The sequence below is a fragment of the Mesorhizobium sp. LjRoot246 genome, assembly GCF_964254115.1.
Taxonomy (GTDB): domain Bacteria; phylum Pseudomonadota; class Alphaproteobacteria; order Rhizobiales; family Rhizobiaceae; genus Mesorhizobium.
Map to the genome: position 1 here is coordinate 3,807,574 of NZ_CAXUSN020000001.1, position 22,155 is coordinate 3,829,728.

The 22,155-nt window shown below is 61.9% G+C and carries 19 protein-coding genes and 1 pseudogene; 9 read left to right on the forward strand and 11 right to left on the reverse strand.

Going from position 1 to position 22,155, the window contains the following annotated elements; translation table 11 throughout:
• The first annotated feature begins 503 nt into the window (after positions 1-503).
• Positions 504-1,097: a phosphoribosylglycinamide formyltransferase gene (gene purN, locus ACSQ3L_RS18450; protein ID WP_436161254.1), complete on the forward strand. Its 594-nt coding sequence runs from the start codon at positions 504-506 to the stop codon at positions 1,095-1,097.
• Between the two features lie 271 nt (positions 1,098-1,368).
• Here the strand turns inward: purN and ACSQ3L_RS18455 are convergent.
• Both ACSQ3L_RS18455 and ACSQ3L_RS18460 read right to left on the reverse strand, forming a co-directional pair.
• Positions 1,369-1,659: pseudogene (locus ACSQ3L_RS18455) on the reverse strand (LysR substrate-binding domain-containing protein); the annotation flags it as partial.
• A 12-nt stretch (positions 1,660-1,671) separates the two neighbouring features.
• Positions 1,672-2,629 (reverse strand): IS630 family transposase gene (locus tag ACSQ3L_RS18460; RefSeq protein WP_436161209.1). Its coding sequence is split into 2 segments (ribosomal slippage): positions 1,672-2,277 and positions 2,279-2,629, totalling 957 coding nucleotides; the frame shifts between segments, so codons are not numbered across the junction.
• 369 nt (positions 2,630-2,998) lie between these two features.
• Here ACSQ3L_RS18460 and ACSQ3L_RS18465 point away from each other — a divergent pair.
• From ACSQ3L_RS18465 to ACSQ3L_RS18495, 7 genes are all read left to right on the forward strand, one after another.
• Positions 2,999-4,468 (forward strand): FAD-dependent monooxygenase, encoded by a 1,470-nt coding sequence (locus tag ACSQ3L_RS18465; protein ID WP_436161255.1) that lies wholly within the window; start codon positions 2,999-3,001, stop codon positions 4,466-4,468.
• Positions 4,469-4,607: 139 nt separating this feature from the next.
• Positions 4,608-5,342 carry a FadR/GntR family transcriptional regulator gene (locus tag ACSQ3L_RS18470; RefSeq protein WP_292637798.1) on the forward strand — a complete coding sequence of 245 codons (735 nt, stop codon included), beginning with the start codon at positions 4,608-4,610 and terminating at the stop codon, positions 5,340-5,342.
• The gene (locus ACSQ3L_RS18475) at positions 5,339-6,526 is read left to right on the forward strand and encodes a PLP-dependent transferase (RefSeq protein WP_436161256.1); all 1,188 of its coding nucleotides are present in this window, start codon (positions 5,339-5,341) and stop codon (positions 6,524-6,526) included. Before ACSQ3L_RS18470 ends, ACSQ3L_RS18475 begins: the two co-directional genes overlap by 4 nt.
• A gap of 29 nt (positions 6,527-6,555) precedes the next feature.
• A complete protein-coding gene (locus ACSQ3L_RS18480; protein ID WP_436161257.1) occupies positions 6,556-7,833 on the forward strand; it encodes an ABC transporter substrate-binding protein in 1,278 nt (425 codons plus the stop codon).
• Positions 7,834-8,050: 217 nt separating this feature from the next.
• Positions 8,051-8,974 (forward strand): carbohydrate ABC transporter permease, encoded by a 924-nt coding sequence (locus ACSQ3L_RS18485; protein WP_436161258.1) that lies wholly within the window; start codon positions 8,051-8,053, stop codon positions 8,972-8,974.
• Entirely contained in the window at positions 8,974-9,822 is an 849-nt protein-coding gene (locus ACSQ3L_RS18490) for a carbohydrate ABC transporter permease (protein WP_436161259.1), read from the forward strand. Before ACSQ3L_RS18485 ends, ACSQ3L_RS18490 begins: the two co-directional genes overlap by 1 nt.
• A gap of 4 nt (positions 9,823-9,826) precedes the next feature.
• Complete coding sequence (locus ACSQ3L_RS18495) at positions 9,827-10,894, forward strand: ABC transporter ATP-binding protein (RefSeq protein ID WP_436161260.1); 1,068 nt, start codon at positions 9,827-9,829, stop codon at positions 10,892-10,894.
• A 379-nt stretch (positions 10,895-11,273) separates the two neighbouring features.
• Here ACSQ3L_RS18495 and ACSQ3L_RS18500 read toward each other — a convergent pair whose 3' ends face one another.
• From ACSQ3L_RS18500 to ACSQ3L_RS18540, 9 genes are all read right to left on the reverse strand, one after another.
• The gene (locus tag ACSQ3L_RS18500; RefSeq protein WP_436161261.1) at positions 11,274-11,483 is read right to left on the reverse strand and encodes a hypothetical protein; all 210 of its coding nucleotides are present in this window, start codon (positions 11,481-11,483) and stop codon (positions 11,274-11,276) included.
• A 593-nt stretch (positions 11,484-12,076) separates the two neighbouring features.
• Complete coding sequence (gene rpmG / locus ACSQ3L_RS18505) at positions 12,077-12,244, reverse strand: 50S ribosomal protein L33 (RefSeq protein WP_006201775.1); 168 nt, start codon at positions 12,242-12,244, stop codon at positions 12,077-12,079.
• Between the two features lie 153 nt (positions 12,245-12,397).
• Complete coding sequence (locus ACSQ3L_RS18510) at positions 12,398-12,856, reverse strand: hypothetical protein (protein WP_436161262.1); 459 nt, start codon at positions 12,854-12,856, stop codon at positions 12,398-12,400.
• 110 nt (positions 12,857-12,966) lie between these two features.
• Complete coding sequence (locus ACSQ3L_RS18515; protein WP_436161263.1) at positions 12,967-14,145, reverse strand: MFS transporter; 1,179 nt, start codon at positions 14,143-14,145, stop codon at positions 12,967-12,969.
• Positions 14,146-14,160: 15 nt separating this feature from the next.
• Positions 14,161-14,901, reverse strand: coding sequence for an NUDIX hydrolase (locus ACSQ3L_RS18520; RefSeq protein WP_436161264.1), 741 nt, complete (start codon positions 14,899-14,901; stop codon positions 14,161-14,163).
• Between the two features lie 86 nt (positions 14,902-14,987).
• Positions 14,988-15,434, reverse strand: coding sequence for a DUF983 domain-containing protein (locus ACSQ3L_RS18525; RefSeq protein WP_436161265.1), 447 nt, complete (start codon positions 15,432-15,434; stop codon positions 14,988-14,990).
• Complete coding sequence (rnr, locus tag ACSQ3L_RS18530; protein WP_436161266.1) at positions 15,434-17,752, reverse strand: ribonuclease R; 2,319 nt, start codon at positions 17,750-17,752, stop codon at positions 15,434-15,436. The genes ACSQ3L_RS18525 and rnr overlap by 1 nt, the downstream gene beginning before the upstream one ends.
• 6 nt (positions 17,753-17,758) lie before the next feature.
• Positions 17,759-20,395 (reverse strand): type I DNA topoisomerase, encoded by a 2,637-nt coding sequence (topA, locus tag ACSQ3L_RS18535; protein WP_436161267.1) that lies wholly within the window; start codon positions 20,393-20,395, stop codon positions 17,759-17,761.
• Between the two features lie 360 nt (positions 20,396-20,755).
• Positions 20,756-21,133, reverse strand: a complete 378-nt coding sequence (locus ACSQ3L_RS18540; RefSeq protein ID WP_436161268.1) for a COG4315 family predicted lipoprotein — start codon at positions 21,131-21,133, stop codon at positions 20,756-20,758.
• Between the two features lie 173 nt (positions 21,134-21,306).
• Between ACSQ3L_RS18540 and ACSQ3L_RS18545 the strand changes: the two genes are divergently transcribed.
• Positions 21,307-22,053, forward strand: a complete 747-nt coding sequence (locus ACSQ3L_RS18545; RefSeq protein ID WP_436161269.1) for a cytochrome c biogenesis CcdA family protein — start codon at positions 21,307-21,309, stop codon at positions 22,051-22,053.
• Positions 22,054-22,155 lie beyond the last annotated feature (102 nt).

Genomic DNA, 22,155 nt, shown 5'->3' on the forward strand with positions numbered 1-22,155 from the left:
TGGGGGCAGACACAATTCTTTGGGAGAGTCGCACGGACGCGAAGGGCAACAGTGATTGGCGGCGGTGATGAGGCTTGCTCTTTGGCTGTCTCGCCCGCCAGAAATGGGCCAATGTTGTCCTCATTTCAAGGGAAGAGCTTCGATCTCGAAGCCGCTTCACGAAACTGCTGTTGGCACTTAATGTCTCAGTTATTGAGCATGAAGCCACAGTGGGCATTCGGGCCGATTAAAACTGGTCTGGGGTGACATGTTTTGTTGAGAGAGTTTCGTAAGAATTGGCATGACTACGAGTTATGATCAAATATGGGACAAGCCGCTTCAGCGCATCGTATCGGGAGCGATTTTTGCTGGAGGCGATCTCATTCAACGGGCTCCGGAACGCTATATAGCGCCGGCGGTCGCTGATGGAGTGAAGGCAGCGTGTTATATGGCAGGTGAGCTAAGACTATGACCGCACCCGTTAGCCATATTCTTTTTTCAGATATAACACGGCAGGGAAACCAATGCTGCGTATAGCGTTCGTAGCATCTAACAATGGCTCATCTTTTCGGGCGATCAGCCAAGCAATTCATCGTGGGGATCTGAAAGCGGTAGCCTGTTTGGTCGTGAGTGATAGACCGACTTCGGCGGCTTTAAAATATGCTCAAGAGGAGGCAATTCCGTCAATTTATATCCCCACGCAGCCCTGTGAGGATACTGCGGATGAGGCGTTGCGATGGGAACTCCAAAATGCTGAGGCTGAACTCATCGTGTTGTCAGGGTATCTTCGGAAACTCGGTCCCCGCACGCTCACAACCTTTGAAGGTAGGATATTGAACGTGCATCCTGCTTTGCTTCCCAGATTTGGGGGGAAGGGTATGTATGGGCGCAAGGTTCATCAGGCCGTGTTTGACGCAGGTGAGAGCGTAACCGGCGCAACTATCCACCTTGTTGACAGCGAATATGATCATGGCCGCGCAATTGCCAGCCGATTGGTCGATATTGATCCGTCAGATGCCGTTGAGGATATCGAGCGAAAGGTCATGAAGGCGGAATGCGACTTGATCATCGAAACAGTCCGCAGAGTTTCCTGCGGCGATCTAAAGCTGCCACTCTGAGAGCTCTTGGCTTGCTCAGTTAGATCTGGGCGGCTCATTTAAAGCAGAGCGTGGCGGCGATGCTTGGCGGGCGGCGCCGCTTTATCGATGCCATCGATATCGGCGCCTGTGTGTCTACGCGGCATTCAGACTCGCGGGGCAGGGTAGATCAGGCCGTTACCTTGCCCTGGTTTGAACACTGCGAAATTTGCCGGCCCCAATTCCGATATGTACTGATGCCGATTGCGGATGAAGCCCTTCACGTACGCCGGTTTGTTGTCGCCATAGGGGTCTACGACAATAACGTCGGCCGGCGCAGCTGATCGGAAATGGGAATGCGTCGCAATTCGGGGCCGTCGGGGCTTGCGTTACGATTTGGCTTTATGTTGAGAACCGAAACGCCGAGCCCATTCGAAACGGCGGTGCGGACCGTCTCGTAGGATCGGGTACGCAAGCCAAGTTTCGGGCGGCGAGCGGCGAAATCAAAAAGCGCCATCAGATAGGTGCGTGACTCCGGTAGATCGAGCAGCACCAATGGCCGTTGCGAGAGGTCCTCCATGGATACCGTCTCCTTGTCGGCTAGAGCGTCGGGCGATTAACATGCAACATAGCTGGCCTCTTTGAGAAAGTTCCAACATTCGGTTGGGCTGAACTGATCACAGATATTGCCGATGGCGCGCCAGAGATCGTCATAGTTTCGCGCTTTGGCTTTGCGCAGCAGTGTCTTGAGCTTGGCGAAGGCCATCTCGATGGGATTGAGGTCTGGGGAGTATTTGGGCAGGAACAGGAACCACGCGCCGCGCTCGGCCAGGGCCTGTGCGGCGCGCGGACTTTTGTGAACGTTGAGATTGTCGAGGATGACGATGTCGCCACGGCTCAGGCTTGGTGCAAGCTGGGTCTCGACATAGGCATCGAAAGCCGCGCCGTCCATGGCTCCTTCGATGATCCAGGGCGACACGAGTTCATGGCAGCGCAATCCGGCGATGAAGGTCTGGGTTTGCCATTTGCCGAAAGGCGCGTCGGCCCGCAGCCTTTCGCCGCGAGGGGCGCGGCCACGCAACGGCGTCATGTTGGTCTTGACGCTGGTTTCGTCGATGAAGACCAGCCGCGCCGGTTGACATCGCATCAGCGGCTGGCGGCGCTCGCGCCAGTCACGCCTGGCTTGCTTCACGTCGGGGCGTTCTTGCTCCGACGCCAGCAGCGCTTTTTTTATAGGTAAGCCCTTCCCGGCACAGAAACTTCGACAGGTTCGAAGGGTCCACCTTCACCCCGTGCTCAGCCTCGAGCCAGGCGCCAAGGTCCGGCATCGTGATGTCCGGTTTGGCATGCACCTTATCCAAAATGACCTGCCGCAACGGCCCCAGCTTGCCAGAGCCGGCCGGGCGGCCCTGCCGCGCCGGCGCCAGTGAACCGGTCGCAGCATACCGCGCTTGCACCCGCACCGCCGTTGACGGAGCCACCTCAAATTGAGCCGCCACCGCTCGCCGCGACTTACCAGCTGCAATGCCCCGCACCATCCGAAGTCGCAAATCAGCCGAAGTTATTTTTCCCATGAAGCACCTCCGTGCCCAAGGGAATCACAGTTCCACCAAAAAGGGAATCACATCGATTCACCCAATTCGCCCGACGCTCTAGACTGTCGTCCTAGCGAACAAGGGCGTGGGCTGGGACTTTGCAGATTGGGGTAATGCCGCTGCCGTATTCTTCACCGATATAGGGATAGTCTCACCGGCTTGTGGCGGCATCCGCCTGCAGATGCGGTCTGCCCGTCGCCGTTCGGCGTCTCGTACAGCGGGTCATCAAGGGGAAAGAAACAGCTATCCCCTCCATCTCATACATATGGCGCACCAGGGGCTTGCGGCAAGACCCGGCTCCTCCCGTAAAACCGTGGCCCAAAGGTACGGAACACGGGAGTGATGATAATGATTTCAGATCATGCGGTGGTGATCGCAGGGGGCGGTCCGACGGGATTGATGCTGGCGGGCGAACTGGCGTTGGCAGGCGTCGACGTCGCCATTATCGAACGACGGCCGGATCAGAAACTCGCCGGCTTGCGCGCCGGCGGCCTGCATGCCCGAACCATCGAAGTGCTCGATCAGCGTGGAATTGCGGATCGGTTCCTTTCGCAGGGCCAGGTAGGCCCAGCCGTGGGCTTTCACATGACCCGCCTGGACATCAGCGACTTCCCAACCCGGCATAACTATCTGTTGGCGCTGCGGCAAAATCACATCGAGCGCATCCTGGCCGACTGGGTCGGCGAATTGAAGGTGCCGATCTATCATGGCCACGAGGTTGCGGGGTTTACCCAGGACCACAGCGGCGTCGATGTCGAACTTTCCACCGGCCACCATCTGAGGACTGCATATCTGGTCGGCTGCGACGGGGGCCGCAGCACCATTCGCAAGGCAATCGGCATCGAGTTTGCCGGATGGGATCCGACGATGAGCTGGATGATTGCCGAGGCCGAGATGTCGGAAGAGCCGGAATGGGGCTTTCACAGCAATGCGTTCGGAATTCATGCGATAGGCAAGATCGAGGAAGGCGGGCGGGTCGGTGTCGTGCTGACCGAGAGGCAACTGACCATCGGAGGCGAACCGACGCTGCACGATCTCCGCGAGGCACTTGTCGCAGTCTACGGCACCGATTACGGGGTCCACAACCCAACCTGGCTCTCCCGTTTCACCGACATGACGCGCCAGGCTGTGGCCTACCGCGACAGACGCGTCCTGCTGGCCGGCGACGCCGCGCATATCCATCCGCCGATGGGCGGGCAGGGGCTCAACATTGGCGTGCAGGACGCGGTGAACTTGGGATGGAAACTCGCCCAGGTGGTCAAGCGGATATCACCGGAAAGCCTGCTAGACAGCTATCACGCCGAGCGTCATCCGATTGCCGCCCGCGTACTGCGCAACGCGATGGCACAGGTTGCGCTTCGTCGCATGGATGCCCGCACCAAGGCATTGAACGACATCTTTGCCGAGTTGCTTGGCATGGAAGAGCCTCGCAAACGGATCGCCGCGGAGATGTCCGGCCTGGGTGTCCATTACGACCTCGGCGGGGGGCATCCACTGTTTGGGCGGCGAATGCCCGACATCGATCTGGTCACCTCCAACGGGCCGTTGCGGCTCTTCACCTTGCTGCACGACGCGCGGCCGGTGCTCCTCAACCTCGGTGAGCCCGGCAGACTGGAAATCGCGCCCTGGGCTGATCGGGTCCTGCAGATCGACGCCTTGTGTGCCGGTGCCTGGGATCTTCCGGTGCTGGGGACGGTCGCCGCGCCCGACGCCGTCTTGATCCGGCCCGATGGATATGTGGCTTGGGTTGGGGTGGGGACCCAGCAGGGACTGGTGGATGCGCTGACCACTTGGTTCGGACCACCGGCTGCGGGTTAGCAGACACGATCGAGGCGGGATCGCGCGACCGCCTTGAACGCATTGCGTCGCTCCCTTCGACAGTTCTCCTGACAAGTGATTGACAGGAGTTTCCATCCATGCAGAAATTGGTTGGACCATTGGACCACTTGGAGTTGATGTGGACCAGAACAGCCTGCCACCGATTCAGACGACGGCGCGCGATGACGCCGTGCTGAAGGCGTTGGTGGGGTTTGTCCGCGCCGAGGCCTTGCAGCCAGGCGAGCGGCTTCCAACCGAGCGTATTCTGGCCGAGCGGCTGAAGGTCAGCCGTAACACCGTGCGCGAGGCGCTGACACGCTGGGAAGGGCTCGGCCTCGTCGAGCGCCGGCAAGGCAGCGGCACCTATCTCAAGGCCGCCGTCTCGCCGGACATGCTGCACATGCCGCTGACGCTGGCCGGCGGCAATGATTTCACCAGCCTGATGCAGACGCTGGAGATCCGCCGCGCGCTGGAAGCGGAGGCCGCAGCCCTTTGCGCCGAACGCGCCAGCCAAGCCGACATCGCCGAGATCGCGCGCAAGCTCGACATCATGGAGCAGGCGTTTCGCACACGCGAGGGCATGTCGTCGGAAGAGGACTGGGAGTTCCACCAGGCCATCTACCGGGTCTCGGGCAACCCGCTGTTTGAGCAGATCATCGCCGCCATGCACGAATTGTTCCATCGTTTCTGGGAGCATCCGCTCGGCGTTCGCGATTTCGGCCACGCCAGCTTTCCCTACCACCGCACCATCTACGAATGCATCGCCGCCCGCGACCCGCAGGGCGCCCGCGCCGAGGCGCTCAAGCTGATCGCCACCGTCGAGGACGATCTCAAGCGCGGTGCCGCCAAACTCAAACTTTCGAGCCAGACATGAACGAGCATCCATCAAGTTTCGATCACGACTATCTTGCCGAAGCGGCGACACTCTTGGCGCATGACGAGCCGTTTCCCGGCGGTGCCGTGGTGCCGCCGATCTACCAGACCTCGCTGTTCACCTTCGCCAATTATGCCGAGATGGCCGATACCTTTGCCGGCAAACGAAAGCAGCCGATCTACTCGCGCGGCGACAACCCGACGGTGATGGAGTTCGAGGCGCGGGTGGCGGCGCTTGAGGGCGCAGAAGCCGCGCGCGGCTTTTCCAGCGGCATGGCGGCGATCAGTGCCACGGTGCTTGCCTTTGTCGGTGCGGGCGAGCGCATCGTGGCGGTGCGCAATTGCTATGGCGATGCCTACCGGCTGTTCGAGCGGCTTTTGCCGCGGCTCAACATCAAGGTCGACTATGTCGACGGCTCCGATCCGGATGCGGTCGCGGCGGCACTTCCCGGCGCCAAGCTGCTTTATCTGGAAAGCCCGACCTCGATGATGTTCGAGCTGCAGGATATCGCGCACCTGACGCGACTGGCCAAGGAGCAGGGCATCGTCACCACGATCGACAATTCCTGGTCGACACCGGTGTTCCAGAAGCCGATCGCGCATGGCGTCGATCTGGTGCTGCACTCGGCCTCGAAATATCTCGGCGGCCACAGCGATACGGTCGCTGGCGTGGTGGCGGGTTCGGCGGCCCATATCAAGCACATCAACGAGCAGACCTATTCCTATCTCGGCGGCAAGCTGTCGCCGTTCGAGGCATGGCTGCTGCTGCGCGGCTTGCGCACGCTGCCGCTGCGCCTGCCGCACCACATGAAGAGCGGCCTGACCATTGCCGAACGGCTGAAGGCGCATGCCAATGTCGAGCGGGTCAACCATCCCGTCTATTCGAACCATCCGGGCAAGGCGACGCTGGCCGGTTATGCCGGTCTGTTCTCCTTCGAGGTGACGGACGATATCGACATCCCCGTCTTCGTCGATGCGCTGAAATATTTCCGCATCGGCGTCAGCTGGGGCGGGCATGAAAGCCTGGTCGTACCGGCCAAGGCGTCGCTGGAGCAGACGCCGGGCCTGAATTCGATGGCGCGCTTCGGCGTCAGCCCCCGAACCATCCGCTTCAATGTCGGATTGGAGAGTGTCGAAGACCTGTGGGCTGACGTGGCCCAGGCCTTCGAAAAAGCCAGAAAATAACAAGCGGGTTCAAAATGGGAGTCTTGAACATGAAAAAACTGACCGTCATGCTAGCCACCGTTGCGGGACTGGCGATTTCCGCCGGAAATGCCGTGGCCGATTCGACCCTGAAAATGGTCGAAGTCATCACCAGCCCGCCGCGCACCGAATTCCTGAAGAAGCAGATCGCCGAATTCGAAACGGCCAATCCGGGCGTCAAGGTCGAGCTGATCTCGCTGCCCTGGGGCCAGGCCTTCGAGAAATTCCTGACCATGGTGCAGGCCGGCGATACGCCCGACATTGTCGAGATGCCGGAACGCTGGATGGGCCTCTACGCCAACAATGCCCAGCTTGAGGATCTCGGCCCCTACATGGCCAAATGGGACGACGCCAAGACGCTCGGCGACCGCGCCAAGCAGTTCGGCTCGACCGTCAACAACACCCAGTTCATGATCCCCTACGGCTACTATGTGAACGCGCTGTTCTGGAACAAGAAACTGTTCAAGGAGGCCGGCCTAGACGGTCCGCCGGCGACGCTCGAGGATTTCATCGCCGATTCCAAGAAGATCTCCGCGATCCCCGGCAAGTACGGCTACTGCCTGCGCGGCGGGCCGGGCGCCTTCAACGGCATGCACATGTTCATGAACATCGCCGCCGGCAAGGGTGGCTACTTCAACGAGGACGGCACTTCGACCATCAACGACGAAGGTTCGGTCAAGGGCTTGCAGATGCTGGCCGACATGTACAAGGACGGCCTGGCGCCGAAGGATGCGGTGAGCTGGGGCTTCAACGAAACGGTCACCGGCTTCTATTCCGGGACCTGCGCCATGCTCAACCAGGATCCGGACGCGCTGCTCGGCATCGCCGACAAGATGAGCGCCGACGACTTCGCGGTTGCGCCATTGCCGGTCGGACCGAGCGGCAAGTCCTATCCGACGCTGGGTTATGCTGGCTGGGCGATGTTCGCCAACTCGCAGCACAAGGACGACGCTTGGAAGCTGATGTCGACGCTGCTTTCGCCGAAGGACAATCTGGAATGGGCCAAGGAAGTCGGCGTCGTCCCGATCCACAACGGCGCTGACCAGGATCCCCATTTCAAGACCGAGCAGTTCAAGGGCTGGTTCACGGAGCTCAGCGACACCTCCAAATATGAAATGGTCACCCCGCCGACGCATCTGGAGAACCTCGGCAACTTCGTCGACCAGGTGGCGATCAAGAACTTCCAGGAAGTGCTGCTGGGCCAGAAGACGGCCAAGGAAGCGGCCGACGCATGGGCCACGTTCCTGACCAAGGAACAGCAGGACTGGCTGGCGAAGAACAAGAAGTAAGCGCCTCTTTTTTCCTTCTCCCCGTTCACGGGGAGAAGGTGTCACGAAGTGACGGGTGAGGGGCTGCGCCATACCTCGATAGGTTCGCGCTGCCCCCTCATCTGCCTGCCCGTCCTCCGCCGCAGCTGCGGAGGGTGGACCGGCATCTTCTCCCCGTAAACGGGAGAAGGACGCTTGTCATTAGCCCCGACGCTGTTCCAGGAGCGCCCCCGAGCCCATGACCTACGCCGTGTCCGAAATACGATCCGCCGGCAAGCCGCGTGGCAAGCGGCTATCCCATGCCGCAATCGAGCCATGGCTCTATCTCAGCCCGGCGATCATCCTGCTGGTCGTGGTGCTTCTGGTGCCGCTGCTCATCGGCATCAGCTACTCGTTCCGCAAATTCTCGGCGTTCAAGTCCGAATATGTCGGGCTCGGACAGTATCAGGCGATGCTGTCGGATCAGGTGCTGGGGCAGGCGCTGGTCAACACGCTGTGGTGGACGGTCGCCAGCCTGTTCTTCCAGTTCTTTCTCGGTCTTGGCCTGGCGCTGCTGCTCGACAAACCGTTTCGCGGCCGCAAGGCCGTGCAGGCCCTGGTGTTCCTGCCCTGGGCGGTGCCGTCCTTCCTGTCGGGCCTGACCTGGGCCTGGCTGTTCAATCCGATCATCGGGCCATTGCCGCACTGGCTTTTCGCGCTGGGGCTGAAAGCCGAGCCGACCAATGTGCTGTCCGATCCCTCAACCGCCATGTGGGGGCCGATCGTCGCCAATATCTGGTTCGGCATTCCGTTCTTCGCCATCACGCTTTTGGCGGCGCTGAAGTCGATCCCGTCGGAACTGCATGAGGCGGCGGCGATCGACGGCGCTTCGCCCTGGCAGCGCTTCACCAAGGTGACGCTGCCATTCCTGGCGCCGACCATCGCCATCACCGTGATGTTGCGCACCATCTGGATCGCTACCTTCGCCGACCTGATCTTCGTCATGACCGAGGGCGGACCAGCCGGCTCGACCAACACGGTGCCTGTCTACATCTATGTCAGTGCCTTCAAATCGCTGGACAAGGGCTATGCCTCGGCGGTGGCCGTGCTGCTATTAGTCCTGCTCATTGCCTATGCGATCGCGCTGATCGGCATCCGCCGTACGCTGGTGAGGCACGTCTGATGATCGCAGGACGTTCAGCCTCGCAGCGCTTCTTCGGCGGTATCGGCCTCTACGCCGCCATTGCCGCTTACGTGATCTTCGCCTTGTTCCCGATCTACTGGACGCTGAAGATCTCGGTCACGCCGGAGCGGCTTCTCTATTCCGAAGGCATCACCTTCTGGCCGTCGCGCGTGACGCTGCAGAATTTCGTCACCGTTCTCGAGGCCACCGATTTCCCGCGCTATTTCCTCAACAGCGTCATCGTCTCGGTGTCGACGGCGGCACTGGTGACGATCATCGCCACGCTCGCCGGTTATGCCATGTCGCGCTTCACCTTTCGCGGCAAGGCGGCACTGGCGCTGATGTTGCTTTTGACCCAGACTTTTCCGCTGGTGATGGTCATTCCGCCGATCTACCGCGTCATGGGGCAGATCGGCCTGATCAACAGCCTGACCGGGCTGATCATCATCTACACCGCCTTCAACACGGCGTTTGCCACCTTCCTGATGCAGTCGTTCTTCGACGGCATTCCGAAGGATTTGGAGGAGGCGGCGATGATCGACGGCTGCACGCGCGCGCAGGCGATGCGCAAGGTGATCGTGCCGCTGACGCTGCCGGGCATGGGCGCCACGCTCGGCTTCGTCTTCACCGCCGCCTGGAGCGAGCTTTTGTTCGCACTGATGCTGATCTCCAGCGACGACCAGAAGACCTTCGCGGTCGGCCTGCTCACCTTCATCGGCAAGTTCGCCGTCGACTGGGGACAGATGATGGCGGCATCCATCCTGGCGCTGATCCCGGTCTGTATCTTCTTCGCCTTCCTGCAACGCTATCTCGTCACCGGCCTGACCGCCGGCGCCGTCAAAGGATAGATCGATGGCCTCTGTTACGCTCGAAAAGGTCCGCAAGGATTATGGCGCGGTCCGCGTCCTGCACGCGGTCGACCTTGAAATCGCCGATGGCGAGTTTGTCGTCCTGGTCGGGCCGTCAGGCTGCGGCAAGTCCACGCTTTTGCGCATGATCGCCGGGCTGGAGGAGGCTTCCGGCGGCGAGATCCGTATCGGCGAGCGGCTGGTCAACGACGTAGCACCCAAGGACCGCGACATCGCCATGGTGTTCCAGTCCTACGCGCTCTATCCGCATATGGACGTGTCGAAGAACATGGGCTTCAGCCTGCTCCTGAAGAAGGCGGAGAAGACGACGATCGACGCGAGGGTGGACGGCGCGGCCAAGCGGCTCGGGCTCGACAGCTTCCTGCAGCGCCTGCCGCGGCAACTGTCCGGCGGCCAGCGTCAGCGCGTCGCCATGGGCCGGGCCATCGTGCGCGATCCCAAGGTGTTCCTGTTCGACGAGCCGCTGTCGAACCTCGACGCCAAGCTGCGCGTCCATATGCGCGCCGAGATCAAGGCGCTGCATCAGCAACTGAAGACCACCTCGGTCTATGTCACCCATGACCAGATCGAGGCGATGACCATGGCCGACCGGATCGTCGTCATGCATGACGGGCTGATCCAGCAGGTCGGCGCACCGCTCGATCTCTATGACCGGCCGGCCAACATGTTCGTCGCCGGATTCATCGGTTCACCCGGTATGAATTTCCTGCCGGCAACGGTTCGCAAAGGTGCTACGTGGGAGGCCGTTCTGGCCGATGGCCAGGCGCTGCGGCTGCCGGAAGGCCTGCCGCTGAAGGACGCTGACGCCATCACCGTCGGCTTGCGGCCCGAACATATAAGGCTGGCGGATGACGGCGCGCTGAAGGGCGAGGTGGGTGTGGTCGAGCCGCTCGGACTTTCGACGCAGTTCTACGTCAAGCTCGCCAGCCAGCAGTTGTGCGTCTTTGCCATGGGCCGTGCCGGCGTGAAGCCCGGCGACGTGGTGCGGCTGGCCGCCGATCCGGCGTCGCTGCATCTGTTCGATCCGAAAAACGGTGACCGCATCGGCTGAGGGGACTCAGCCGTGGCTGAGTCCAATTGGGGGCGACCGAGCAGTTGCATAGGGATCCACACAGGGCGCTGAAGCTACTGTGGTTGCGGGCAGCCAGATCGGGCGCCGATATCGGGCGGGAATACACGGTAACGCTACATTTCAATTGGATAAAATAGCGGAACGTCCAATAGACATTTCCGGAACCGAACAGGACCGCTCGGACCTTTGCGTGTAGAGCGCAAGACCTTAGTCCCGCCGTCTTCTAAAAAGAACGGAAGTCATTTCGCCACGAACTAGGGCCGTCGTCGGAGAGGTCAACATCGACGGCGGCACCTGCAATATGGGCGAGTTGGCTATGTGCGGGTATGGTGCGATCGCGGAAGGCGATTGTAGACCGCTAACCGCGAGGGATTCTTCTGGGCAGCGGCGAGCTATCCATCGGGTTCTCGGCTGACTTGGTTGAGCGCCGATCTTTCAGCCACAGGGACTTTTTTCTTCTTGCCAGGATCTCGTCTCGATCGCTGTCGTCGGCGGTCAGTCCGCCATGCATCGCGGCAATCGCGTAGTCGGCTCTGTTGGTTCGATAATCACCTTTTTGAATGGACATCGTTTTCTCCCGGTATCGAGGCATTCCCCCTTTTTGCCCGACGCTGAAACTAACTGCCTATCCGTCCTGCGAGTCTACCAATTGGCGATTGTATTAAAATGATACACCGCAGGTGATGGCGCGATCACACGACGGGAGCCATCTTTGCGCGGGCTTCTTCATTGACCCTGTTGGGATCCTTGCGGGGGTGCCGCGGCTGGCGGGCTCGGAGCCTGCGATGCAGGTTCCGTGGAAGGTGCGACGGGACTGTCAGGCTGAGGTGCGGGCTGTGATGCCTCTTCCTCAGTCAAAACCTGGTCGGTCCTGGCCTTGATCTCATCGGCCGTCTGCTGACTTATCAGCCCGTTACTGACGGCAAAGCCAGCAGCCAGAGCAACAAGGGCTGCAATGATCGCAGCTTTCAACTTCTTCGACATCCGTAGGCGCCTTGTTCATGACACCCTGCCAACCCACGACCAAGGGTGCCGCAACCCCGGCGAAGGGTCAATCCTTTTGGGTGGAATCTCTACGCAAATGCAATGAAATCAACTGGTTATAAACGAAAAACGCCGCCCTATCGGGCGGCGTTTCGGCATTGCAGAGGGAAACCCAGATTACTTGATCTTGGTTTCCTTGAATTCGACGTGCTTCTTGGCGACCGGGTCGTACTTGCGGAACGACAGCTTGTCCGTCTTGGTGCGGCTGTTCTTGCTGGTCACGTAGAAGAAACCGGTGTCGGCGGTCGACAGAAGCTTGATCTTGATGTTTGCGGCTTTGGCCATGATATCAGTCCGTTTGTTCGTGGGGTTTTGGCCGCTGGAGCACGGGGAAACACCCGGACGCGGGAAACTTGGCGCGACACATAAAGAACGCGCCCGGAAAGTCAAGCCCGGCAGGCCTTGTGCGATACGCGCGAGCCTGCTGGTGACCGGAAATCATGCGGTTTCCGTCGCCGATGCCGCAGCCTTCTTCCAGTCTCCGGTCGTGTTCCACCAGCGATTCGGATTGGCGCGGTCGTCCAGCCCTTTGGAACGGCTGGCAAGAATCGGCTGAATGCGGATCACCGGCTCCTGGTAGGAGTGTGCCTGGAAAATCGCCTCGACGACGCGGGCGGCCAACGTCTGGTCGTCCGGCAGTTCGAAGGAAACCTCGACCGTGCCGGGGCGCCGCCGCAGTTCCGTTTCGGCGCCGGCGGCCGCACCCTCAAGCGGCCTGTAGCGTTCGATGCCGTGCGCCGACTGATAGGCGTTGCGGTCATATTTGCCCATGGCCAGCGGTGCGATCGCGACCACCGCGTCCATGATGCGGTCGACATCGGCGGCCGGAGCCTGGAAGGTCACAAGCAGAAGCAGTGTCATTCGTAGCGATGTGGTTTCAAAGCCGCTGTCGATCATGGAAATGTCCTCAAGTGTTTTGGGACACCCTTTTAGCCCCGGGCTACTGACACGGTTCTGTCAGCAGCCTGTCACCATGCGGTGCGAAATGCAGGGCTGGCGCAGTCGCGCTACAGCAGGATCTTGCGAACCAACCTCATGGCGACCAGAGCAATATAGGCGGCGAAGAACAGGCCAAGCGACCAGCCGAATCCGGACGGGCCGAACGCATCCATACCGATGCCGATCGCTTGCGGGCCGAGCACCATGCCGACGCCGTAGCACAGCACGAAGGCGGCGTTGGCCGACGCCAGTTCATGGCCGGAAAGCTGCGAGCCGAGATGGGCAAGGCCGATCGTGTACATGGCAGCGACGACGCCGCCCCAGACGAACAGAAGCGCGGCCATCAAATGCCAATTCTGGGCGAAGAAGGGCATGAAGACGGTACCGACAAGACCAACCATGGCGCAGGCAATCAGCAGATAGCGGCGGTCGCTGACGCGGTCGCTGATCATGCCGATGGGGATCTGCAACAGCACATTGCCAAGACCGATCATGGTCAGGAGAAGGGCTGCGTCGGCTTCGGAATAGCCGATGCGGCTGCCGTAGATCGGGAACAGCGCAAAGCCGCCGGTTTCCACCGCGCCGAACACCAGCACGGCAGCGGTCGCCGAAGGCACCAGCCAGATGTAACGCAGGAAATTGCTGGTCTCGCCGTCGGAGACGATCGTCGGGCTCTCGTTGCGCGCTGCCAGCACCGGTATGGCGGCCAGCGTCACCAGAGCGATGATGACACCGAACGGCCTGAAGCCTGAGCTGCCGAGATGGGCAAACAGCCACGGTCCGGCGGCAAAGCCGAGTGACAGAACCGTGGCGTAAATACCAAGGACAAGGCCGCGCCGATGCGGCGGCGCCGAGGTGCTGATCCAGAATTCGGACAGGATGAACAGCACCGTCAGCGCGACATGCAGCACGATGCGCAATGGAAACCACATCCAGAAATCGGGTGCGAAATGGAAACCGACGAAGGCCAGAGCGCCGGCGGCGATCATGGCAATCATGGTCCAGGCGACGCCGAAGCGCATGGCAAGCGGTGTCGCCAGCGGCGCACCGGCGATCGAGGCAAGGCCGGCGACGGCGGTGTTGAGGCCGATCATCGAGGCCGAATGGCCGCGTGTTTCCAGGATGACGCTGAGCAGCGGCATGCCGAGACCGATGGCGATGCCGACGACGCTGATCGAAGAGATCGCCGCCACCATCGGCAGCCAGTGTACGCGTTCGTCGCCCTTTGATTGGGTGTCGACAGTCATGGGATGCTGAATACTCTACAGAAGGTCGCGGGTGAAGCGGTTGCGGACAAGCCGGTAAAAGGGCACCGGGCCGCCCGGATGCAAAAGCGGATCATGGGCGAGGCGCTTTTCCAGCTCGTCCAGGATCATCCGGGTGATGTCGGGGATGTCGGCTTCCCTGGCCTTGGCAAGCGGCAGCCAGACCAGCTCTTCGAGTTCGTTGGTTGGACCGCCACCCGGCAGTTCGACCGCGACGTCGTCACGCCAGGCGCTGAAGAAGCGCGTGTCGAAGCGGCGCACCCGGTTGGGCGGCGTGATGGCACGCGCGATGAAGCGCAACATATCCAGGGAGGGCTGCACGCCGTGTTCGGCAAAACCTTGCCAATCGGGCCTGGCCGTAGCGAAAGCGCCTTTGCGGCCGATCAGCAATCCGGCTTCCTCATAGGTCTCGCGGATAGCCGACAAGGCAATGGCGCGGGCTCGAGCGGGGCTTGTGCGGCCCGGCCCGGCGATGAGCCTGGCTTCCTGCTCCGGATGCAATGCGGCGGCGACCAGGATACGGCTGTCGGCCGGGTCGGTGCGGCCGCCGGGAAAGACGAACTTGCCCGGCATGAAGGCGTGGCCGGCATGACGACGGCCCATCAGCACCAGCACCTCGTCGCCCTTGCGGTCGAGCAGGATGAGGGTTGCCGCATCGCGCGGGCGAATTGGCTGGTCGCTATGAGCGATCATGCTCCGCTCGATCTTATCGACTTCCGCCTTGGTCATACCGTCCATGCACAGGACCTAGCGGAAACTTCTGGCAAGCGAAAGTGGCCTTTCACGGTGGGTATGTTGCGCCACGCCGTATTCTTGGCTGCGGCTCAAGCTTCGGGATGCGGCTCGATCACGTCGTGTTCGCCGCCGAAGCCGTGCATATAGAAGGCCCATTGCAGTCCGATGACGGCACCCTTGACCGGCTGCAGCAGCGCGATCGACAAAAGGATGGTCAGCGGCACCCAGATTGCGATGTGCTGCCACGTGGACAAAGTCGACGTTGCCTCAAAGCCCATGAAGGCGCCGAGCACGATGTGGCCGACGATGACGATGACGAGATAGGCGGGCAGGTCGTCGGCGCGGTGGTGATGCAGTTCCTCGCCGCAGACACTGCATGTGTCGACGGTCTTGGTGAAAGCGCGAAACAGCTTGCCTTCGCCGCAATGCGGGCAGCGGCCGAGCAGGCCGCGCTTCATCGCCGTCCACAGCGGGCGCGCCGCCCGGCCCGAGTGATGTTCTCCGCCGAAAACCTGTTCTTCCGTGGCTGTTGCCATCATCGTCTCCTGCCGCGCGAACCGGGTCGCGATTGCGACGCGCGGGCGCGGCCCTTGGCCTTGTGAAACGACCGCTTGGAGCCCGGCAAAGGCTTCGGGTCGGTCAACATCTCGAAGCGCATCGCGCCAGCCATCGGTGCCACCTCGACGAGCCGGACCTCGACGCGGTCCGCGAGCTGGTAACCTTTGCCCGAGCGTTCTCCGAACAGGGAGCGGGCCGTTTCGTCGTAGATATAGTAATCGCCGTTCAATGTTGACACCGGGATGAAACCATCCGCGCCGTACTGCGGCAATTGGACAAATAGTCCTGATTTGGTGACGCCGGAGATGCGGGCGTCGAAACGGTCGTCGACGCGTTCGGCAAGATAGGCTGATATCAGACGGTCGACAGTATCGCGCTCCGCAGCCATTGCGCGGCGTTCCGTGCCGGAGATCAGCACCGCGACATCTTCGAGCCGTGCCGCTTCGTCCTGCGTCAGCCCGCCCGGACCGAGGCCGAGTGCGGCAATAAGTCCGCGATGCACGATCAAATCGGCATAGCGGCGGATCGGCGAGGTGAAATGGGCGTAGCGGCGGAGGTTGAGACCAAAATGGCCGATGTTCTTGGGCGAGTATTCGGCCTGGCTCTGCGAGCGCAGCACCACTTCATTGACCAGGCCTTCATTGTCGGCGCCGCGCACGCGCTCCAAAATGCCGTTGAACTGGGCAGGCTGCATCTGCGCGCCACGCGCCAGCGACAGGCCAAGCGTCTGCAGGAACTCGCGCAGCGATTCCTGCTTGGCCAGCGACGGCGCGTCATGCACGCGGTAGACCAGTTCCTGCTTCTTCGCCTCCAGCGTCTCGGCCGCGGCAACATTGGCCTGGATCATGAATTCTTCAATGAGCTTGTGGGCATCGAGCCGCTCCGGCACGATGACGCGATCGACGGTGCCGTCCGGCTTGAGCATGATCTTGCGCTCCGGCAGATCGAGTTCGAGCGGCTGGCGGCCATCGCGGCCACGCTTGAGGATCGCATAGGCGTCCCATAGCGGCTTCAGCACGGTGTCGAGGATCGGACCGGTCTTATCGTCCGGCACGCCGTCGATCGCCGCCTGGGCCTGGCTGTAGGCGAGCTTTGCCGCCGACTTCATCATGACACGATGGAAGGAGTGCCGGAGCTTGCGGCCCTCGGCCGAAAAAACCATGCGCACGGCGAGCGCCGGCCGGTCCTGGCTTTCGCGCAGCGAGCAGAGATCGTTGGAGATGCGCTCGGGCAGCATCGGCACGACACGATCCGGAAAATAGACCGAATTGCCGCGCTTCAGCGCCTCGCGATCGAGTGCGGTGCCATAGCGGACATAGGCGGCGACATCGGCGATCGCCACGGTGGCGACCACGCCGCCGGGGTTCTTCTCGTCGAGATCCGGCGTGGCGAAGACCGCGTCGTCATGGTCCTTGGCGTCGGCCGGATCGATGGTGACCAGCGGCAGGTCGCGCCAGTCCTCACGGTGAGCAAGCGTCGCCGGCTTGACGGCTTCGGATTCGGCGATGACGTCGGCCGGAAAGATATGCGGAATGTCATGCGCGTGGATGGCGATCATCGAGACCGCCTTTTCGCTGGTCAGCGAACCCAGCACGTTGAGCACCTTGGCTCTCGGCAACCCATAGCGGGAGGCCCGCGCGGGCTCGACCTCGACCAGGTCGCCGTTCTTGGCGCCGTTCTGGAATTCCTTGTCGACGATCAGTTCGGGCTGGCGCCGCTCCACCGGCTCGATGCGGAAGGTGCCGTCCTGCAAGATGCGAAAAATACCGAGCACGGCATCGGTGCGTTTCTCGAAGATCTTGACCACCCGCCCGGTGTAGGCGGGGCCGCCAAGGGCGACATTCGTCTCGTCGGCGGGAAAGGTCTTGGCCAGCACGCGGTCGCCAATGCCGGGCGCCGGTCCACCGCCACTGCGCGACAGGCGGATGGAGACGATGGGGGGCGGTCCATTGGCTGTGTGTTCGGTGGGGCGCGCCAACAGCACGCCATCGGCGTCACGGTCGAAAATATCGAGGACCGTGACATGGGGCAGGGCGCCGACGCGGGCCAGCCCCTTGCGCTCCTTGGTCAGGACGCCTTCGTCCTGCAAGTCGCGCAAAATATCCTTCAGCCAGATGCGGTCGTCGCCGCGCAACGCGAACGCCTTGGCGATGTCGCGTTTGCCGGCGCGATCGGGATTTTCGGCGATGTAGCGCAGGATTTCGTCACGCGACGGCCGATAGTCGTCCCTGACCTTGGCTCTTGTGTCGGCGGTGCGCGGATCGCCGTGGGTTCTGCCGGTGATCTTGCGCGCCACGCTATCCTACCCTTTTTTCTTCGCGGCTGGCTTCTTCGCAGCCGGCTTCTTGGCCGCCGTTTTCTTGGCTGCGGGCGCCTTGGCCGCTGCCGCCTTGCGGAACGGCTTCTTGCCGCCGCCACCCTTGGCTTCCTTCTCGGCAATCAGCGCCAGCGCATCCTCGATCGTCACCGACTGCGGATCCTTGCCCTTGGGCAGGGTGGCGTTGACCTTGCCGAAATTCACGTAAGGCCCGTATTTGCCGTCGCGCACGACGATCTTGCCGCCGCCATCGGGATGGTCACCAAGCTCCTTGAGCGCAGCGGCCGTGCCGCCATTGCGGCCGCCTTTGCCCTTCAACTGCTTCTCGGCGATTACGGACACCGCGCGGTTGAGACCGATCGAGAACACGTCCTCGATGCTTTCAAGATTGGCGTAAGTGCCGTCATGCAGCACGAACGGGCCGTAGCGGCCGAGCCCGGCCGAGATCATCTTGGCCGTTTCCGGATGCTGGCCGACATCGCGCGGCAGCGACAGCAGCGCCAGCGCCTTCTCGTGGTCGATCGACTCGGCCGTCCAGCCCTTGGGCAGGCTGGAGCGCTTGGCTTCCTTGCCGTCGCCGCGCTGCAGATAGGGGCCGAAGCGGCCGCTGCGCAGCGTGATCTCTTCTGACGTGTAGGGATCCTTGCCGATGACCTTGGTGCCGTCCTCGCCGCCGCCATTCTCGCCATTGGGGTTGGCGGCGTCGCCGAGCTGGCGGGTGAAGGAGCATTCGGGATAGTTCGAGCAGCCGACAAAGGCGCCGAACTTACCAAGCTTCAGCGACAGATTGCCGGCGCCGCATTTCGGGCAGATGCGCGGATTGGAGCCGTCTTCGCGCGCGGGAAACACCAGCGGCGCCAGTTCTTCGTTCAGCGCATCGAGCACGTCGGTGACGCGCAGTTCCTTGATGTCGGCGACGGCGCCGGAAAAATCCTTCCAGAAATCGCGCAGCACATCCTTCCAGGCAAGCTTGCCGTCGGAGATCTCGTCGAGTTTTTCCTCCAGCGAGGCGGTGAAGTCGTATTCGACATAGCGTTCGAAGAAGCTTTCGAGGAAAGCTGACAGCAGCCGCCCCTTGGCCTGCGGTACCAGCCGGCGCTTGTCGATGGTGACGTAGTCACGGTCCTCGAGCGTCTTCAAGATCGCCGTGTAGGTAGAAGGACGGCCGATGCCGAGCTCTTCCAGCTTCTTGATCAGCGATGCCTCGGAATAACGCGGCGGCGGCTCGGTGGTGTGCTGGGTGGCGTTGATTGCCTGCCGGGCAAGCTGTTCGCCGGCGCGGATTTCGGGCAGACGGCGGTTTTCCTCGTCTTCCGCATCGTCGTCCTTCTGGTCGGTGTAGGCGGCGATGAAACCGTCGAAACGAACGACCGAGCCGATAGCGCGAAGCTCGGCGGTGCGTGAACCGTTGACCGCCTCGATCTCGGCGGTGGTGCGCTCGATCTCGGCCGGCTGCATCTGGCTGGCGATGGCGCGCTTCCAGATCAACTCATAGAGCCGCATCTGGTCGGAATCGAGATATTGCCTGACCGATGCCGGGGTGCGCATGAAATCCGTCGGGCGGATCGCTTCGTGCGCTTCCTGGGCGTTCTTGGCCTTGGTCGTGTAAAAACGCGGCTTTTCCGGCAGGTATTTTGGGCCGAATTCCTTGGCGATGGCGTCGCGTGCGGCGTCGATCGCCTCGGGCGCCATCTGCACGCCGTCGGTTCGCATATAGGTGATCAGGCCGGTGGTTTCGCCGCCGATCTCCATGCCTTCATAGAGCCGCTGCGCCACCTGCATGGTGCGGCTGGCCGAGAAGCCGAGGCCTGACGATGCGGCCTGCTGCAGCGTCGAGGTGGTGAAGGGCGGGCCGGGATTGCGCTTGGTCGGCTTGGCTTCGACCGACACCGCCTTGAAGGTTGCGCCTTCGAGCATCGACTTGATGTCGTCGGCCTGCGCCTTGTTGGAAATGTCGAGCTTTTGCAGCTTCTTGCGATCGAAGGCGGTTAGCCGCGCTTCGAAATTCTCGTTGCGTGGCGTGCCCAGCAGAGCAGCGATCTGCCAGTATTCCTCGCGGATGAAGCGCTCGATCTCGGACTCGCGGTCGCAGACGAGACGCAGCGCAACCGACTGGACACGTCCGGCCGAGCGAGCACCCGGCAGCTTGCGCCACAGCACCGGCGACAGCGTGAAGCCGACGAGATAATCCAGCGCCCGGCGGGCAAGATAGGCATCGACCAGCGGCGCATCGATCTGGCGCGGATTGGCCATCGCTTCCAGCACCGACGATTTGGTGATGGCGTTGAAGACGACGCGGCTGACCGGCTTGTCCTTCAGCGCGCGCTTCTGCTTCAGCACCTCCAGCACATGCCAGGAAATGGCTTCACCTTCGCGATCCGGATCGGTGGCGAGGATCAGGCCGTCGGCATCCTTGACCGCCTTGGCGATGTCGGCAAGCCGCTTGCCCGAAGCGGTGTCGACCGCCCAGGACATGGCGAAATCCTCGTCCGGACGCACCGAGCCATCCTTGGCCGGCAAATCGCGGACATGGCCGAACGAGGCCAGAACCTTATAGTTCTTGCCGAGGTATTTGTTGATTGTCTTTGCCTTGGCCGGCGATTCGACGACGACGACGTCCATGAGGTCTCATATCAGCTGTGGTGCGGCAGAAGAATTCCGCTGCGCGCGACGAAATCTCGTTCTATTTGTCGCTCACATGGCCGCGCTTTTGCATCCGGTCAAGGGGAAGCGCCCAAATTGCCGGGGTGTCCGCAGCAATACACTCTTAGAGTGTATGGAGAAAATCACAGAATTTCGGGAAAGGGAGATAGTGATCCCGAGTCGGCGGAAACGACCCGTTTTCATTTCGTCGAGTCGCGGAAAGCCGGCTGGTTGCGGCACAGGGTCGACGCCGTCACGGACTGATCGATGCCGGCCGCCGGCTGCATGGAGATGCCCGGCGACCAGCCCTTGTCCCGCCAGTAGGCGGGATCGGCATGCTTAGTCGGCCTTGACGATGTGCCAGACCTCGCCGACGCCGTCGCCGTTCACGTCGCCGGCTTTCTTGTCCTTGATGAAGGTATAGACCGGCTTGCCGTCATAGGCCCACATCTTGGTGCCGTCGGTGCGGTCGACAACGCTCCATTCATCATCCGCCTTGGCGCCGGCCTCGGCCTTCAGCGGCGGCCAGTTGGTGGCGCATTTGTCGTAGCAATTGGTTTTGCCCTTCTCGTCCTTGTCATAGGTATAAAGCGTCATGCCGTTGGCGTCGGTGTAGATCTTGGTGCCATTGACCTCGGCTTCCTTCCATGCGTCGGCGGCGAAGGATGCGGCGGTGCTGAGCAAAAGCGCTGCCAGCCCTGCGGTTATGGTTTTCATGGAAATCTCCCTGACTGACATCTGGAGGCGCGCGGGAAATCGCGGCCTCGCTGCATCAACGCCTGCGAGGCACCGTTTCTTCCCCGGCACGGATGATCTTGCCAACACAATGGTGATTGGTGGACAAGGCTGCGCATCGCTATATCGGCATCACGGCATTGGAGTTCTAGGAAATGGCATTGGACATCGGCTATGTCAGCGCGGTCGGGGCGGGAGCGATCTCGTTCCTGTCGCCTTGCGTGCTGCCGCTGGTGCCGCCCTATCTCTGTTACATGGCCGGCGTCTCGGTCGACGATTTCCGTGGCAAGGCGGGGACGACGGCGCGTGAAGGCGCGCGCGGCGCGCTGCTCTATTCCTCGATCGCCTTCGTGCTCGGCTTCTCGACCGTATTCGTCGCGCTGGGCGCCGGCGCCTCGACCATCGGCCGGCTGCTGCGTGTCTGGCAGGAGCCGCTGGCGATGGGCGCCGGCGTGCTGATCATCCTGATGGGCCTGAATTTCCTCGGCATCCTGCGCATTCCGCTGCTGTCGCGTGAGGCGCGCTTCCAGTCGCAAGGCAAGCCGGCAAGCGCGGTTGCCGCCTACGTCATGGGGCTGGCCTTCGCCTTCGGTTGGACACCCTGCATCGGTCCGGTGCTGGGACCGATCCTGACGCTGGCCGGTGGCCGCGAGACGGTGGGCGAGGGCGCGCTGCTGCTCGCCGCCTATTCGCTCGGCCTGGGCATTCCATTCCTGATCGCAGCACTTTTTTCCGGCGCCTTCATGCGCTTCCTCGGCAAATTCCGCGTCCATCTCGGCCGCGTCGAAAAGGCGATCGGCGCGCTGCTGGTCGTCGCCGGCGTATTTTTCCTCACTGGCGGCGTGCAGACCGTGTCCTACTGGCTGCTGGAGAATTTCCCGGTGCTAGGGCGACTGGGGTAGGCGCCCTACATGAAGACCGCACTGCGGACCCGCTGATTAAGAGTCAGCTGCTCCACCACCTCACCGGAATTTAACCGCATTGGTGCAGCATGGCGCCACTGC